This window comes from Shinella zoogloeoides, assembly GCF_033705735.1.
Lineage (GTDB): Bacteria > Pseudomonadota > Alphaproteobacteria > Rhizobiales > Rhizobiaceae > Shinella > Shinella zoogloeoides_A.
In genome coordinates, this window is the sequence record NZ_CP131131.1 from 1,032,823 (window position 1) to 1,047,840 (window position 15,018).

The window sequence follows — 15,018 nt, forward strand, 5'->3', positions numbered from 1 at the left end:
AAAAAAGCGGCCTTTCGGCCGCTCCATGTGAAAAGGGCGGGAACCCGAGTTCCCGCCCTTTCTGTTTGCAGGCTTACTGGGCGATCGGGGCGTAGGCGCCGTTGCTCCAGCGGTTGATGTCGTAGCTGGCGTTCTTCAGGTCGCCCTTCTCGTCGAAGGTGACGGTGCCGACGACGGTGTCGATCGACTGGCCGTTCTTCAGCGCCTCGGCAACCTTCGTCGGATCGTCCGAACCGGCGCGCTCGATGCCCTGCGCAAAGGCCTGGATGACGGCGTAGGAGAAGAGCGTGAAGCCTTCCGGCTTGAAGCCGCCGGACTTGATCTTCTCGACGGCTTCCTTCGCTTCGGGCTTGGCCTGCGGATCGGACGGGAAGACGAAGAGCGTGCCTTCGCCGGCCGGGCCTGCGACCTGCCAGAATTCGGGCGATGCGATGGAATCGGGCATGATGAGCTGGAACTTGTAGTTCTGCTCGGCCGCCTGGCGCAGCATGAGGCCCGCTTCCGGGTGATAGCCGCCGAAATAGACGACATCGACCTTGGCGTCCTTCAGCTTCGTCACCAGCGCATTGTAGTCCTTCTCGCCCGGATTGATGCCTTCGGCGAGAACTTCCTTGAGGCCCTTCTCGTTCATGGTGGCGCGCACGGCGTCGGCGACGCCCTGGCCGTAGGCCGTCTTGTCATGCAGGACGGCGACGTTCTTGCCGGCATATTGCTGGGCGATCCACGGGCCGATGAAGGCGCCCTGGGCATCGTCGCGGGTGTAGAGACGCATGATGTTGGCCCAGCCCTTGGCGGCGGCATCGTCCGTCATGACCGGGTTGGAGGAAGCGGGGCTCATCATCAGCGTGCCGTTTTCGGCATAGACAGCGGAGGCCGGAATGCTCGAGCCCGAGCAGGCGTGGCCGTCGACGAAGCCGATGCCGGCGGCCGTGATGCGGTTGGCCACGGAGACCGCCTGCTTCGGGTCGCACTGGTCGTCCTCGAACTGCAGCTTGATCTGGCGGCCGAGCACGCCGCCCTTGCCGTTGATGGCGTCGGCAGCAGCCTGCGCGCCCTGCTTGAACTGGTCGCCGATCGTGGCGAGCGGCCCGGTCATGGGGCCGGCCACGGCGATGGTCAGGTCATCCGCCCGCGCGGCCGTTGCCATGACGAGGCCGAGGGCCGTGCCGAGGATCAGAATGCTTTTCATATAGTTCAACTCCCCTTTGCGCCCGCACCATTGCGGGTCGTTCTTGTTCGAAACCGGGTTCTCCTCAGCCCCCGCCGGCCCTGCTCGAAAGCAGCGGCTGGCGTTCCATCCATTCCCATAGATAAGCAGCAAGTCCCCGGTCCACGTGGATGCGCAATGTCTGCATATCCCCGTGGAAATAGACACTGCATGTCAGGCCGCAAAACTGCAAGGCCGCACAGGGGCCGCCATTATCGGGATCGACAGCCGTCGTGCGGGCGATGAGATCGCGGACACCCTGCCCGCGCGCTTCGAGGACGCGCAGTGCCGAGCCTACCGCCGTCACGGCATAGCCCTCATCGTGCCATCCGGCCGGGCATTCGGAGGCCGGAACGCCCACGGCGAGCAGTCGGTCGCGGGCAACGCGCACCGCATACCGCCCGCCGGAGGCAAGCCCGAAGGCGCCGATATCGGTGCCAAGGCCGTGCCGGGCGAGAAAGCGCTCGATATTGCCGCTGACGAGATGCTGCGGCAGGCCGGTGACGGCCCGGATGCGGAGCGACGGCGCGACGAGCAGCGCGTCCGCCCAGTCGGGTTCCGGCCGCCATTTGCGGGAATTGTCAAGCATGGAGGCGGCCTCCTTCCGGATCGAAGGCGCAGGGCGCGACGATGCGGGCGTGTCGCACCTCCTTCAGATGCTGCAATTCGATGACGTCGCCCATGCGCGAAAGGCCGCGCTCGATGAGGCCGAGCGCGATCGGCCGCTGAAGCGCGGGGCTGAAATAGCTCGACGTGACATAGCCCGTGCTGCGCAGGCTGCCCGACGCCCGCTCGATACCGTGCGCGCCGGTCGGCAGCGCGCCCTTGCCGTCCACCGCCTCGAGCCCGACGAACTGCCGGCGATCGGCTCGCGCGGCATCCTCGGTGATCAGCGAACGGCGGCCGATGAACTCGACCTTCTTTCTTTCCAGCGGCGCGGCAAGGCCGAAATCCATCGGCCGGCTCGTTCCGTCCGTGTCCTTGCCGATGACGACATAGCCCTTTTCCGCGCGCAGGATCATGAGCGCTTCGAGGCCGAGCAGCGTCGCGCCGTAAGCCTCGCCCTCCCGCCGCAGCCGCGACCAGAGCGCGGCGGCATGGTCGGCCGGAACGGAGATCTCGTAGGACCGTTCGCCGGTGAAGCTGACGCGGGCGATCCGCACCGGGGCTCCTTCGAACGCGCCGGAGACGACGGCCATATGAGGCAGGGCCGCATCGTCGAGCGCCGCATTCAGGCCGAGCGCGGCGATCAGCGCCGGCGCTTCGCGGCCGGACACCGTCAGCGTTGCCATTTCCGCTGTCGCATTGTGGATGAAGATGCGGCTGCGGTCGAAACGGTCCTGCCGCCATTCCTCCAGCAGGGCGTGCACGCCCGCCACATGGGAGGAGGAGCAGGAGACGACGAAGCGGTTCTCGTCGAGGCGCACCAGCACGCCGTCGTCATAGATATTGCCGGCCTCGCTGAGGATGAAGCCGTAGCGGCAACGGCCGGGCGAAAGCGTCGAGACGGTGTTGTAATAGATGAAGTCGAGGAAGGGCGCGGCATCCGGGCCGATGACCTCGATCTTGCCGAGGGGCGAGCCGTCGAAGAGCGCAATGCCCTTGCGCGCCGCCGCGGCCTCGGCCTGGATGCGGGCCTCCGCGGGGCCTTCGCCATAATAGGCCGGCCGCAGCCAGCCGCCATATTCGCGGAAGACGGCGCCATCCGCCCGGTGCTCCCTTTCGAGCGGCAGGCGGCGCAGCGGGTTCATGAGCGTGCCGGACCGGGCGCCCGCGAAGGAGGCGAGCGGAACCGGCGTGAAGGGCGGGCGATAGGTCGTCGTGCCGACTTCGGGAATACGGCGGCCGGTGATCTCGGCCATCAGCGCGAGGCCGTTGACATTCGAGGTCTTGCCCTGGTCGGTCGCCATGCCGAGCGTGGTATAGCGCTTCAGGTGCTCGACGGAGACGAAGTTTTCCCGGACGGCCAGTTCCACGTCCTTGGCGGTGACGTCGTTCTGCAGGTCGATCCAGACCCGCTCCTTCGCCCCGGGCTTCGGCCATGCGGCGACGATGCCGAAATCGCGGGTCGCCCCCTCCGCAAGCTCCGCCGGAAGGCCGAAATCGCCGGCCGCGGCCCCGACCACCTCGACGCCCTCCACCGGCCGGCCGGGCACGAAGGCGAGAATGTCGTCGCGCCAGTCGAGCTTGCCCTGTGCCTGGCAATAGAGATGCACGGTCGGCGTGAAGCCGCCGGAAACGAGCACCGCATCCGCCTCCAGCACGCTGCCATTGGAAAGCCGGACGGCGCTGACGGTGCCGCGGCCGCTCGCAGAGACGACGGTGAGGCCCTTCAGCACCCGCAGCCCGGTGGGTGCCGGGGCATCGGGGCGATAGTCGACGACGGTGACCTCGGCGCCGGTGCCCGCCAGCGCTTCCGCCGCCTCATAGGCAAGGCCGTTATTGGTGGCGACGACGATCTTGCGCCCGGCGACGACGCCGAAGCGGCGGAGATAGACGAGCGCGGCCTCCGCCGACATGATGCCCGGCAGGTCGTTGTTGCCGAATGGCAGCGGCCGTTCGATGGCGCCGGTGGCGAGCACGGTGGACCCGGCGCGGACCCGCCAGAGCCGGTCCGGCGCACCATCCGCGCCCTTCTGGCTGAGGCCGATGAGGCGGTGGTCGTAGATGCCGAAAGCCGTGGTTCCTGCCAGCACCAGTGCGCCTGCCTCCACGAGTTCCGCTGCGACGTCCGCAGCCCACTCCGCCCCCGGCTTGCCCTCGATGGTCGCCGCGCGATGAAGAAGGCTGCCGCCCACCTGCCGCCCGTCGTCGCAAAGCACGACCCGCCGGCCCTCCCGCAGAGCCTTGCGCGCCGCGAGCAAGCCCGAGGGCCCGGCGCCGACCACCAGCACGTCGCAATGATGGTTGACCTGTTCGGCAAAGGACGGCTCGCGCAAGCCGGCATCCAGCGTCCCGAGGCCGGCCATCTGCCGGATACGCGGCTCGAACAGGTGCCAGTCGGGGAACATGAAGGTCTTGTAGTAGAAGGCCGCCGGGATGAAGCGCGAGAAGGCGTCGAGGAAGGCGTGGCGATCCTTCTCGGCGCTCGGATCGGCATTGACGCTGCGCACGGCGAGGCCATCGGCGGCCGGAACCTGCGTCGCCCGCGTGTTCGGCATGGCACCGACGATGTCGACCAGCGCGTTCGGTTCTTCGACGCCGGCGCCCCAGAGGCCGCGAGGGCGGTGATACTTGAAGCTGCGGCCGAGGACGGAAACACCGCCCGCCAGCAGCGCGGAGGCGACGGTATCGCCCGCAAACCCATCCACCATCTTGCCGTCGAAGGTGAAGCGCAGCGGCCGCGTCCTGTCGATGGCCGTCCCGCCCTCAGTGCGCCAAGCGGTCATCGCCGTCTCCTTCCGTCAGCGCGAAGGACCGCGCAATGCCGTGGTGCACCGTGTCGCGCTCCATGCGGAACACTTCGCCGCAGGTCATGTGCATCCAGATCTCGTTTGCCGCGCCGCGCAGGTTGTTCCGTTCATGAAGGTAGGCGGTCCATTCGCCATCCGTAACGTCGCGAAAACCTTCCGGGCGGTGGTTGCCAGCGTCGCCGCCGAAGTGGAATTCCGTCTCGGAACGCGGCCCGCAGAAGGGGCATGGGAAAAGCTGCATCCGGTCCTCCTAATGCGCGATGCCGGAGCCGGCGGCCTCGTCGATCAGCCGTCCGCGGGCGAAGCGGTCGAGATCGAAGGGGCGGCTGACGTCGTGGTGCTTGCCGGTGGCGAGCAGATTGGCGAGCAGCGTGCCGCCCGCGGGGATCGCCTTGAAGCCACCCGTCCCCCAGCCGCAATTGAGGAAGAGGCCGGGCAGCGGGCTTTCGCCCAGGATCGGCGAGGAATCCGGCGTGACGTCGACGATGCCGGCCCATTGCCGCATCAACCGCAATTGCCGGAAGCTCGGGAACATTTCCAGCAGCCCCGAGATCACCGTCTCCAGCATCGGCAGGTTGCCGCGCTGGCCGTAGGAGGGAACGCGGTCAAGCCCGCCGCCGACGACGAGCTCGCCCTTGTCCGACTGGCTGGCATAGGTGCCGGTGGCCGGCGACAGGACGACCGTATCGAGCGCCGGCTTGATCGGCTCGGAAACGCAGGCCTGCAAGGCATAGGAGGTGATCGGCAGGCGGAAGCCGGCCTTGGCCGCAAGGTGGGACGAATGGCCGGCGATGACCATGCCGACCCGCTCGGCGCGGATCTCGCCGCGGCTCGTCTTCACGCCGCGGCATCGACCGCCCTCGATGAGGAACTCCTCGACCTCGCAGGACTGGATGATATCGACGCCCAGCCGGTCGGCGGCGCGCGCATAGCCCCAGGCGACCGCATCGTGCCGCGCCGTGCCGGCCCTGCCCTGCCAGACGCCGCCGAAGACCGGGTAGCGCGCATCGGGCGACATGTCGAGCAGCGGCAGCACGCGTCGCACGTCCTCGATGCCGAAGAGCTCGGCATCCGTGCCGTTGATCTGCATGGCATTGACGGTGCGCGCCGCCATCTCCATCTCCGCCTCGCTGTGGGCGAGCGTGATAATGCCGCGCTGGGAAAGCATGATATTGTAGTTGAGGTCGCGGCCAAGCCCTTCATAGAGCTTCAGGGCCATCTCGTAGAGCGCCGTGCTCTCGGGGAAGAAGTAGTTGGAGCGCACGACCGTCGTGTTGCGCCCCGTATTGCCGCCGCCGAGCCAGCCCTTCTCGATGACTGCCACATTGCGGATATTGTGGACCTTGGCGAGATAGTACGCCGTCGCCAGCCCATGCCCGCCGCCGCCGATGATGAGGATGTCGTAGCGCGGCTTCGGCTGGGGCGAGCGCCACGCCTGCTGCCAGCCTTTCTGGCCGGCAAGCCCTTCCTTGAAGAGTGAAAGCGCCGAGTAATGCCGCGTCATCGCACTCCATCCTTTGCAGGGTAGAGCCGCTTCGCCGAGAAAGCGACGGTCGGATTTTTCCTCATGAATCCCCCTCCCGACAGGCCCGCGCCTGTCGTTGGATGAATTTCTTATCCTCTCTGTACATAAATGTCCATTGGGGCTCGGAAAACATCCGCGCTCCTTCCACGCGAGTGCAAAGGGCTGGGGAAATCGTCTGTACAGAGGTGAACGGAAATCAGCCGTCGGGCAGCAGCCGGCGCATCACGGCAGTGAAATCCTCCACCTCGCCTTCCGTGGCCGGACGGCCGGTGAAGGTCAGGAGATAGGAGCGGAGGTGGCTGAGGCGCTCGTCGCGACTATCGCCGATGCCGAGCGTGAAATGGCCGACCTGCGTGAAATAGAGGACGCGCGCCCGGGTGAAGGCCTCTTCCTCCGGATAGTCGTAGCGCAGGAACATCCGCTTTATGGCGTCGATCCGCTGATCGTCCGCCTGCTCGACGACCGCGCGCACCGTGGCGTCGATGCGCCCCCAGGCGCGAACGGCGGCATCCAGTGGAGGATCGAAAAGCGCGGGATCGACCCAGCATTCGAAGATATGGCAGACGCCTTCATTGGCCGATGCGGCGGGACGCAGGGCGCGCTCGATGATCGGGCCGGTATTCTTGCGCAGCCAATGGTCCAGTAATTCGCGCTGCAAGGCGTGCAGATCTGTGAAGAACCAGTAGAAGCTGGAGCGCGACACGCCGAGCTTCTTTGCCAGGACCTGGATCTTGACGTGCCCGATGCTCTCTTCGACCAGTGCCTCGACGCCAGCCTCGATCCAGGCTTCGCGCGTCATGCGTCCGGCAGCCTGCTTCGCCCCGGAGGGCTTTCCTGCGCTCACCTCGTCCCCTCTGCTTCGTTCCACGGCGCCATCTTGCGCAAAGCCCGGTCGATGGCAAGGCGGGCGGACGTCAACAGCAAATAGCGGGATCGCTTGCGTTCCGTGACTCAGCCGGTGCGCTGGAAGCCTTCGCTGGCGGCAAGCAAGCCGCGCGTATAGTCCTGCGTCACCCTGCGGGCCGCAAGATCGGCGGCGGTCAGCTCTTCCACGGCATGGCCATTCTGCATGACCATCAGCCGGTCGCACATATGGGTGACGACGGCAAGGTCGTGGCTGACCATGACGAAGGTGAGGTTACGGGCGGCGCGAAGCTGTTCCAGAAGGTTCAGCACCTCGGCCTGCACCGAGGCATCGAGCGCCGAGGTCGGCTCGTCGAGCAGCAGGATCGAGGGTTCGAGGATCAGCGCGCGGGCGATCGCCACGCGCTGGCGCTGGCCGCCGGAAAGCTGGTGCGAATAGCGGAAGCGGAAGCCGGAGCCGAGGCCCACCTCGTCGAGTGCCCGCACGATGCGGCTTTCGGTATCGGTGAAACCGTGGATGGCGAGCGGTTCGAGGAGCAGGCGGTCGACGGTCTGGCGCGGATGCAGCGAGCCGTAGGGGTCCTGGAAGACCATCTGGACCTTGCGGTAGAAGGCCTTGTCGCGCTTGTTGCCGAGCGGCGCGCCATCCACGGTGATCGTGCCTTGGGAGACCGGCGCAAGGCCGGCCACGGCGCGCAGCAGCGTCGACTTGCCGGAGCCGGATTCGCCGACGAGGCCGTAGGACTCGCCCGGCGCGACCGAAAGGCTGACATCGTCGAGCGCCGTGAAGTCATCGTAGACGACGCCGAGGCCGTTTATAGCGAGGGCCGGCGTCATGTCCGCCACTCCGGTTTGCGGTCGAGCACGGGCAGCGGATGCCGGTCGGCGCCGATCTGCGGCATGCAGTTGAGAAGGCCGCGCGTATAGGGATGCTGCGCCTCGGAAAGCTTCTCGGCGGGCAGCTCCTCGACGATACGGCCGGCATACATGACGATGACGCGGTCGCAGAAGGAGGAGACGAGGCGCAGGTCATGCGAGATGAAGATCAGCCCCATGCCGCGCTCGGCGACCAGCCGGTTGAGGATGGCAAGCACGTCGAGCTGCACCGTCACGTCGAGCGCCGAGGTCGGCTCGTCGGCGATCAGCAGTTCCGGGCCGGCGACGAGCATCATGGCGATCATCGCGCGCTGGCCCATGCCGCCGGAGACCTCGTGCGGATAGAGATCGAAGACGCGCTCGGGATCGCGGATCTGCACAGCGGCGAGCATGTCGAGCGCGCGCTTTTTCGCCTCCACCCGGCCGACGGGCTCGTGCGCGCGCAACGTCTCGACGATCTGGCGGCCGATGGTCATGACCGGGTTCAGCGAATATTTCGGGTCCTGCAGGATCATGGCGATGCGCTTGCCGCGCAGCGCCCGCCGCTCGGCCTTCGACGCCTTGAGGAGATCGATGCCGTTGAATTCGAGGCGTTTGGCATCGATGACACCATGCTCGGCGGTGAGGCCCATGATGGCACGGCCGGTCTGTGATTTGCCGGAACCGCTCTCGCCGACGATGCCGAGCCGCTCGCGGCCGAGGGCGAAGGAGACGCCGCGCACGGCCTCCACGACGCCGGTGCGCGTCGGGAAGGAGACGCGAAGGTCCTCGACGGTCAGCAACGCGCTCACTGGCCGCTCCCCCGCGGGTCGAGCGCATCGCGCAGGCCGTCGCCGAGCAGGTTGAAGCCAAGGCTGACGACGAGGATGGCGAAGCCCGGCATGGCGGCGACCCACCATTGGTCGAGGATGAAGCGGCGGCCGGAGGCGATCATCGCGCCCCATTCGGGCAGCGGCGGCTGTGCGCCGAGGCCGAGGAAGCCGAGACCGGCGGCGGTAAGGATGATGCCTGCCATGTCGAGCGTCACGCGCACGATGAGCGAGGAGATGCAGAGCGGCATGATATGGCGCAGCACGATGCGCCAGGGCGAGGCGCCCATGAGCTGCACGGCGAGGATATAGTCCGAATTGCGCACCGTCAGCGTCTCGGCGCGCGCGATGCGCGCATAGGGCGGCCAGGAGGTGATGGCGATGGCGATGATGGCGTTGCCGATGCCGGGCCCGAGCGCCGCGACGAAGGCGAGCGCCAGGACGAGCTTCGGGAAGGCGAGGAAGATATCGGTGATGCGCATCAGCACCGCATCCACCCAGCCGCCCGCATAGCCGGCGACCGTGCCGACCAGAAGCCCGAGCGGCGCGGCGATGACCGCCACCAGCAGCACGACCTGCAAGGTGAGGCGCGAACCGTAGATGAGGCGCGAGAGGATGTCGCGGCCCTGGTCATCCGTGCCGAGCCAGTGGCCCGGCCCGGGTGTCAGGAGGCGCGCATTGGCGAGGTCTCCGATATAAGGCGAATGAGGCGCGAGCAGTGGGGCGAAAACGGCAAGGAAGACGAGGCCGAGGATGATCAGCAGGCCGAGAACGGCGAGCCGGTTGGCGGTGAAGCGCCGCCAGGCGACATAGGCGCGGCCGAGCCTTGCCTGAAGGCGCGATTGCGGCCGGTCGGTCAGGAGCCATTCGCGGCGGGTCATGGTGGCCTCGCTCATCGGGTCCTCGTTCGGGGGTCGAGCATGCGGTAGAGCACGTCGGAGAGAAGGTTGATGGCGATGAAGACGGAACCGATGACGATGGTGCCGCCGAGCACCGCGTTCATGTCGGCGTTTTGCAGCGAATTGGTGATGTAGAGGCCGAGGCCCGGCCAGGCGAAGACGGTCTCCGTCAGCACCGAGCCTTCGAGAAGGCCGGCATAGGAGAGCGCGATGACCGTGACGAGCGGCACGGCGGCGTTGCGCAGCGCATGGCCCCAGATGATGCGGCTTTCCGGCAGGCCCTTCGCGCGCGCCGCGACGATATATTCCTGCCCCAGCTCGTTCAGCATGAAGGAGCGCGTCATGCGGCTGATATAGGCCATGGAGAAATAGCCGAGCAGCGAGGCCGGCAGGATGATGTGCGAGACGATGTCGCGGAAGGCGGCCCAGTCGCGGTTGAGGATCGCGTCGATCAGGAAGAAGCCGGTGACGGGTGTGAACGTATATTCGAACACGACGTCGATGCGGCCGGGGCCGGAAACCCAGCCGAGGCGGGCATAGAAGACGAGGAGCGCGAGAAGCCCGAGCCAGAAGATCGGCACGGAATAGCCGATGAGGCCGACGATGCGCACCACCTGGTCGGAGATGCTGCCGCGCCGGACGGCGGCCAGCACGCCGAGCGGAATGCCGATGACCGCGCCGATGATGGTGCCGACGGAGGCAAGCTCCATCGTCGCCGGAAAGACGCGGCGGATGTCCGTCATCACGGGATTGGTGGTCAGCACGGAGGTGCCGAAGTCGCCCTGGAAGACGCCTTTGATATAGAGCCAGAACTGCTGATAATAGGGCAGATCCAGCCCCATCTCCTGCCGCACGCGCTCGACCACGCGGGCCGGCGCGCGATCGCCGACGATCGCCAGCACCGGATCGATCGGCACGACGCGGCCGATGAAGAAGGTGACGGCGAGAAGGCCGAGATAGGTCGTGGCGACGACCACGAGGAAGCCGGCAACCGATTTGAGCCTCGCATAGGCGCGCCGTTTGGCGCGCCCTGCCGGCTTTACCGTGTCAGACATGCTCAAGGAAATCGTCCTTCCGGCCTATTCCTTGCTGACGGGGGCCAGCGGGTTGGAGTCGAAGCTCGGGCCGAGCGTGTAGCCCTTGACCTTGCCGCGAACGCCGGCGACCTCGATCTGCTGGAAGATCATCACGAAGGGGCTGGTGTCCAGCGCCTCCTGCTGGAGCTTCTTGTACATCTCGGCGCGCTTGTCGGAATCGCGCTCCAGAAGGGCGGCCTTGCTCTGCTCCGTCAGCTCCGGAATGTCCCAGGCATTGCGCCAGGCGAGCGTCTTGACGGAGGCGTCGTCGCCATTGTCCGGATTCGAGGTGAAGGCTTCCGCGTTGGAGTTCGGATCCCAGTAGTCCATGCCCCACTGACCGATATACATGTCGTGATTGCGGGCGCGATACTTGGTCAGCGTCTGCTTGCCGTCGCCCGGAATGATCTCGACCTTGACGCCGGCCTGGCCGGCGGTCTGCTGGAAGGACTCGGCAATGCCCGTCACCGGCTGCGTGTTGCGCACGTCGAAGGTGACGGAGAAGCCGTCCTTCAGGCCGGCCTTCTCGAGCAGTTCCTTGGCCTTCGCGACATCGAGCTTGTAGGGGCTCGCATCGAGCGCGCCGAGCACGCCCTTGGCCTGGTAGGTCTGGCGGATCTCGCCGATGCCCTTGATGAGCGTCGCGCCGATCGCGTCGTAGTCGACGAGATACTTGAGGGCCTCGCGCACTTCGGGCTTCGCCAGCTTCTCGTTCTTCTGGTTGAGGCTGATGTAATAGACCGTGCCCTTGGGGGCACTGGCCGTCGTCAGGTCCGCATTCTTGGAAACGGCGTCGAGGTCGCCCGGCTCCAGGTTGCGGGCGACGTCGACGTCGCCGGCTTCCAGCATCAGGCGCTGGGTCGCGCTTTCCTTGACGTGGCGGTAGATGACGCGGGTGAGCGCGGGCTTTTCGCCATAGTAGTTGTCGTTGCGCTCCAGAACGACGATCTCGTTGGCGCGCCAGTCGCGGATCTTGAAGGGACCGGAGCCGGCATAGTTGGTCTTCATCCAGGCATAGCCGAAATCGGTGTCGTACTTGTAGTCGTCGCTCGGCTTGGTGGATTCGGCGTGCTCCATCACCAGCTTCTTGTCGAGCACGGCGCCGACGGTCGCGGTGAGGCAGTTCAGCACGAAGCTCGGCGCATAGGGCTTGTCGACGGTGAAGACGAAGGTGCCCTCGTCCACGGCCTTCGCCTTTTCCGCGACGTTGTCGCCGGTCAGGCCGAACTGAGTGAGGATGAAGGCGGGGCTCTTGTCGAGCTTGACGACGCGCTCGAAGGACCAGGCGACGTCCTCTGCGGTGAGCGGATTGCCGGAGGCGAACTTGATGCCCGGCTTCAGCTTGAACGTATAGGTGAGGCCGTCGTCGGAGACGGTCCAGCTCTCGGCGACGCCGCCCTTCACCTTGGTCGTGTCGGCGATGTCGAGGCGCACGAGCATGTCATAGGCATTGCCGATGAACTCGGCCGGCGTCAGTTCGAAGGATTCGGCCGGATCGAGCGTGATCGTGTCGTCGATGGCCCAGGCCTGGACCAGCGTATCGGCCGGCGTCTCGGCAAAGGCGGGCGCCATGCCGCCGGTGGCCAGCAGCAGCGTGAAGGCCGCGCCGGCGAGCAGCGGGCGAATACGCGAATTGATCTTTTCCCTGTTCATTTCGGTTCCCCATTTTGATTGTGCTTGAAGGCCCCGGCACGGGATCGATGCGCCGATGCCATTTCCGCAATACAATCATAATACTGATGGGGAAAACAATCCCCCTTCGGCGACTGTCCCGGTTCGCTTCGCGCAGCAACCGAAAGCCGGCCGAAAGCATCCCGCGCGCAGGCCGCAGAAACCGGACATCGTGTCCGCGGCCATGCCGGCCACGGCGGAAGGGTCAGGTCGCCGGAAGGTAGGGCATCACTTCGAGCGCGCCGCGATAGATCATGTCGAGCGCGACATAGAGGATGATGGCAAGGCCGATATAGGCGATCCAGCGATGCTTGTTGAGCAGGCGGGCGATGAAGTTGGCCGCGATGCCCATCAGGGCGATGGAGAGCGCAAGGCCGACGACGAGGACGCCCGGATGCTCGCGCGCCGCGCCGGCGACGGCAAGGACGTTGTCGAGCGACATGGAGACGTCGGCGACGACGATCTGCGTCGCGGCCTGGAAGAAGGTTTTTCGCGGGGCGCCCTCGGACGTGGCGCCGTCCTCGCCCTCCTCGTGCCCGCCGCGCAGTTCGCGCCACATCTTCCAGCAGACCCACAGCAGGAGCAGTCCGCCGGCGAGCAGCAGGCCGATGATCGCCAGCAGGTGCACGGCGACCGTGGCGAAGATGATGCGGAGGACCGTCGCTGCAAGAATGCCGACGAGAATCGCCTTCTTGCGCTGGGTGGGCTCCAGGCCGGCCGCGGCAAGGCCGATGACCACCGCATTGTCGCCCGCCAGCACGAGATCGATCGCAATGACCTGCAAGAGCGCCGTGAGGCCGGCCGCCGTCAGAATTTCCATGCTTTGCCACCTTCGGATCTGCACGTTGGGTGGAGGCCATCCCCCTGCCCGCCGATATCGATCAGTACCCTTTCGGATTTGCGCTTTGCAAGACCGGCGAAAGAAGATCAGGCCACGACGCGGGCGCAGCCACGGATTTCGCCGGGCGAGCGCGATGCTTCCCCTCTTCCATCAGCTTGTTGTTCCTGGCTGCCGGCCTAACGGGCAATCCTGATGGCGCCGGTTTCCGGCGATCCGGTCACGATCTCCCAGTCGCGTGAGAAAGTGAGGCGACGGAAATCGTCCTTCCGGAAGTGCCGGCGGAACATCCGCAGGAGGCTGGCGGCGAGGCCCTCGCCGGCCGGCATGCCGCAGATATCCAGCAGCGTGTCGAAGGTCGCGCGCTCGTCCTCCGGCATTTCCAGACTCCAGGCGGCGTTGTGGCGGGCGATATAGATCGCCTCGACCAGCCGCATGGCGGGGATGGCCGCGAACCGCGCGGCCTGCTCCGGGGAAAGTGCAACGCCCGCTCCTTCGCGTGCGATGTCCGCCAGCGTCATGCGCTTTATGGCGGCCCGGGCTTCCGGCGTCCATTCCTTCGCAAAGAAGCGATGGTGGACGATCTCGCGCAGGTGCCGGATGGCGAAGGCGCCGAAATCGCCGGCATCCAGCAGGTCGCCGACATCGAGGCCGCTTTGTTCCGCCTCCCGGCGATAGGCCGAGAGGATTGCCGGATCGAGAGCAAGGCCCGCCGCGCGTATGGCTTCGAGCTCGGCTCCGTCGTCGTGAAGCGTCAGCAGGCGGTAGCCGCCGGGATAGCCGGCGGTGGAAGGCACGGCGACATTGACGATGCCATCCTGCTGCGAAACGTTGTCGATATGCAGGTGCCCGCTGAAATGCAGCCGCAGGCCCGCTTTCGCGAGCAGCGCGGCGGTATCCTTCGAAGGTGTCCGACGCACGAAGATCGTTCGCCCGAACAGCCGCTGCTCGTCCTCCAGGGTCGCGTCGAACGGGTCGACGGCGGGATAATGGGCAAAGGCGATCAGCCGCTTGCCCAGCCGCTCGGCCCGCCGGGAGACATCGGCGATCCAGTCCAGCAGATAAGGCCGGTGCGCCACCAGCGCGTTGTAACCGGCATCCGTGCTGTCGTCGAAGGCCTCCTCTGCAAGGTCGAAATCGCCGTCGCGCGGCACGAAGACATTGCCGTCGATGGAAAGCAGCCAGACGCCCTCCACCGGTTCGACCAGATAGGACGCATCGATGAAACGGCGCTCGTGGCGGCCGTCCGGCGAGGACAGGGTGTATTGTCGGTCCGCAAGATCGTCAGACACGCCGAATGGCGTTTCCCAGTGCAGCGCCGCGCCGTCGCGGAAGAAGCCGAGCCCGCGCGGCAGGCTCTCCGCATAGGAGCGGCAGCGCATGGCGGGGTTGAACAGCACGCCTTCGCTATCCGGCCGCGATCCCGAGACCAGGAAGGAAGCGCCGTCCTCGAGCAGGAAGCTCCGGTCGAGGCTTCGGCCGGAATAGCCGTAGACGTCATGGTTGCCGACGGTGGAGAAGAACCGCATACCGAAACGGTCGGCATAGGACTGCATCAGCGCGAGCGAGGCGGCGACGCTTTCGTCCTGCCCGTCGTCGGAATAGTCGCCGACGACGATGACATGGCGAATGCCGCGCGCGGCGATGTCGTCTAGCACCGCGCGAAAGCCCGCCTCGCTTTCGTTGAAGAGGCGCGTCGACTGGACCGTGTCGACGAGCGTGCGCAGCTCCATCCCGCCGGGCAGGCGGTCGGCCGCGATGCGGCCCCCGCGATAGTTGCCGCGCACATTGTGCAGATGCGGATCCGCGATGATGGCGAACCGTTGATGCATTATCGTTC

General features: G+C 66.5%; 13 protein-coding genes. All 13 read right to left on the reverse strand.

Going from position 1 to position 15,018, the window contains the following annotated elements:
* Nucleotides 1-73: 73 nt before the first annotated feature.
* A complete protein-coding gene (locus tag ShzoTeo12_RS22540) occupies nt 74-1,189 on the reverse strand; it encodes a branched-chain amino acid ABC transporter substrate-binding protein (protein ID WP_318912534.1) in 1,116 nt (371 codons plus the stop codon).
* 64 nt (nt 1,190-1,253) lie between these two features.
* Entirely contained in the window at nt 1,254-1,796 is a 543-nt protein-coding gene (locus tag ShzoTeo12_RS22545) for a hypothetical protein (RefSeq protein ID WP_318912535.1), read from the reverse strand.
* The gene (locus tag ShzoTeo12_RS22550) at nt 1,789-4,596 is read right to left on the reverse strand and encodes a 2Fe-2S iron-sulfur cluster-binding protein (RefSeq protein WP_318912536.1); all 2,808 of its coding nucleotides are present in this window, start codon (nt 4,594-4,596) and stop codon (nt 1,789-1,791) included. The genes ShzoTeo12_RS22545 and ShzoTeo12_RS22550 overlap by 8 nt, the downstream gene beginning before the upstream one ends.
* Nucleotides 4,577-4,861, reverse strand: coding sequence for a sarcosine oxidase subunit delta (locus tag ShzoTeo12_RS22555; protein ID WP_318912537.1), 285 nt, complete (start codon nt 4,859-4,861; stop codon nt 4,577-4,579). The genes ShzoTeo12_RS22550 and ShzoTeo12_RS22555 overlap by 20 nt, the downstream gene beginning before the upstream one ends.
* A 9-nt stretch (nt 4,862-4,870) precedes the next feature.
* Nucleotides 4,871-6,124 (reverse strand): sarcosine oxidase subunit beta family protein, encoded by a 1,254-nt coding sequence (locus ShzoTeo12_RS22560; protein ID WP_318912538.1) that lies wholly within the window; start codon nt 6,122-6,124, stop codon nt 4,871-4,873.
* Between the two features lie 217 nt (nt 6,125-6,341).
* A complete protein-coding gene (locus tag ShzoTeo12_RS22565) occupies nt 6,342-6,989 on the reverse strand; it encodes a TetR/AcrR family transcriptional regulator (RefSeq protein ID WP_318912539.1) in 648 nt (215 codons plus the stop codon).
* 107 nt (nt 6,990-7,096) lie between these two features.
* The gene (locus tag ShzoTeo12_RS22570) at nt 7,097-7,846 is read right to left on the reverse strand and encodes an ABC transporter ATP-binding protein (RefSeq protein ID WP_318912540.1); all 750 of its coding nucleotides are present in this window, start codon (nt 7,844-7,846) and stop codon (nt 7,097-7,099) included.
* Nucleotides 7,843-8,676, reverse strand: coding sequence for an ABC transporter ATP-binding protein (locus ShzoTeo12_RS22575; RefSeq protein ID WP_318912541.1), 834 nt, complete (start codon nt 8,674-8,676; stop codon nt 7,843-7,845). Before ShzoTeo12_RS22575 ends, ShzoTeo12_RS22570 begins: the two co-directional genes overlap by 4 nt.
* Entirely contained in the window at nt 8,673-9,590 is a 918-nt protein-coding gene (nikC, locus tag ShzoTeo12_RS22580; RefSeq protein WP_318912542.1) for a nickel transporter permease, read from the reverse strand. The genes ShzoTeo12_RS22575 and nikC overlap by 4 nt, the downstream gene beginning before the upstream one ends.
* Complete coding sequence (locus tag ShzoTeo12_RS22585) at nt 9,587-10,648, reverse strand: ABC transporter permease (RefSeq protein WP_413251201.1); 1,062 nt, start codon at nt 10,646-10,648, stop codon at nt 9,587-9,589. Before ShzoTeo12_RS22585 ends, nikC begins: the two co-directional genes overlap by 4 nt.
* Before the next feature lie 24 nt (nt 10,649-10,672).
* Nucleotides 10,673-12,322: an ABC transporter substrate-binding protein gene (locus ShzoTeo12_RS22590; protein ID WP_318912544.1), complete on the reverse strand. Its 1,650-nt coding sequence runs from the start codon at nt 12,320-12,322 to the stop codon at nt 10,673-10,675.
* 223 nt (nt 12,323-12,545) lie between these two features.
* Nucleotides 12,546-13,160, reverse strand: a complete 615-nt coding sequence (locus ShzoTeo12_RS22595) for a TerC family protein (RefSeq protein WP_318912545.1) — start codon at nt 13,158-13,160, stop codon at nt 12,546-12,548.
* 197 nt (nt 13,161-13,357) lie between these two features.
* The gene (locus ShzoTeo12_RS22600) at nt 13,358-15,010 is read right to left on the reverse strand and encodes a metallophosphoesterase (protein ID WP_318912546.1); all 1,653 of its coding nucleotides are present in this window, start codon (nt 15,008-15,010) and stop codon (nt 13,358-13,360) included.
* Nucleotides 15,011-15,018: the final 8 nt, after the last annotated feature.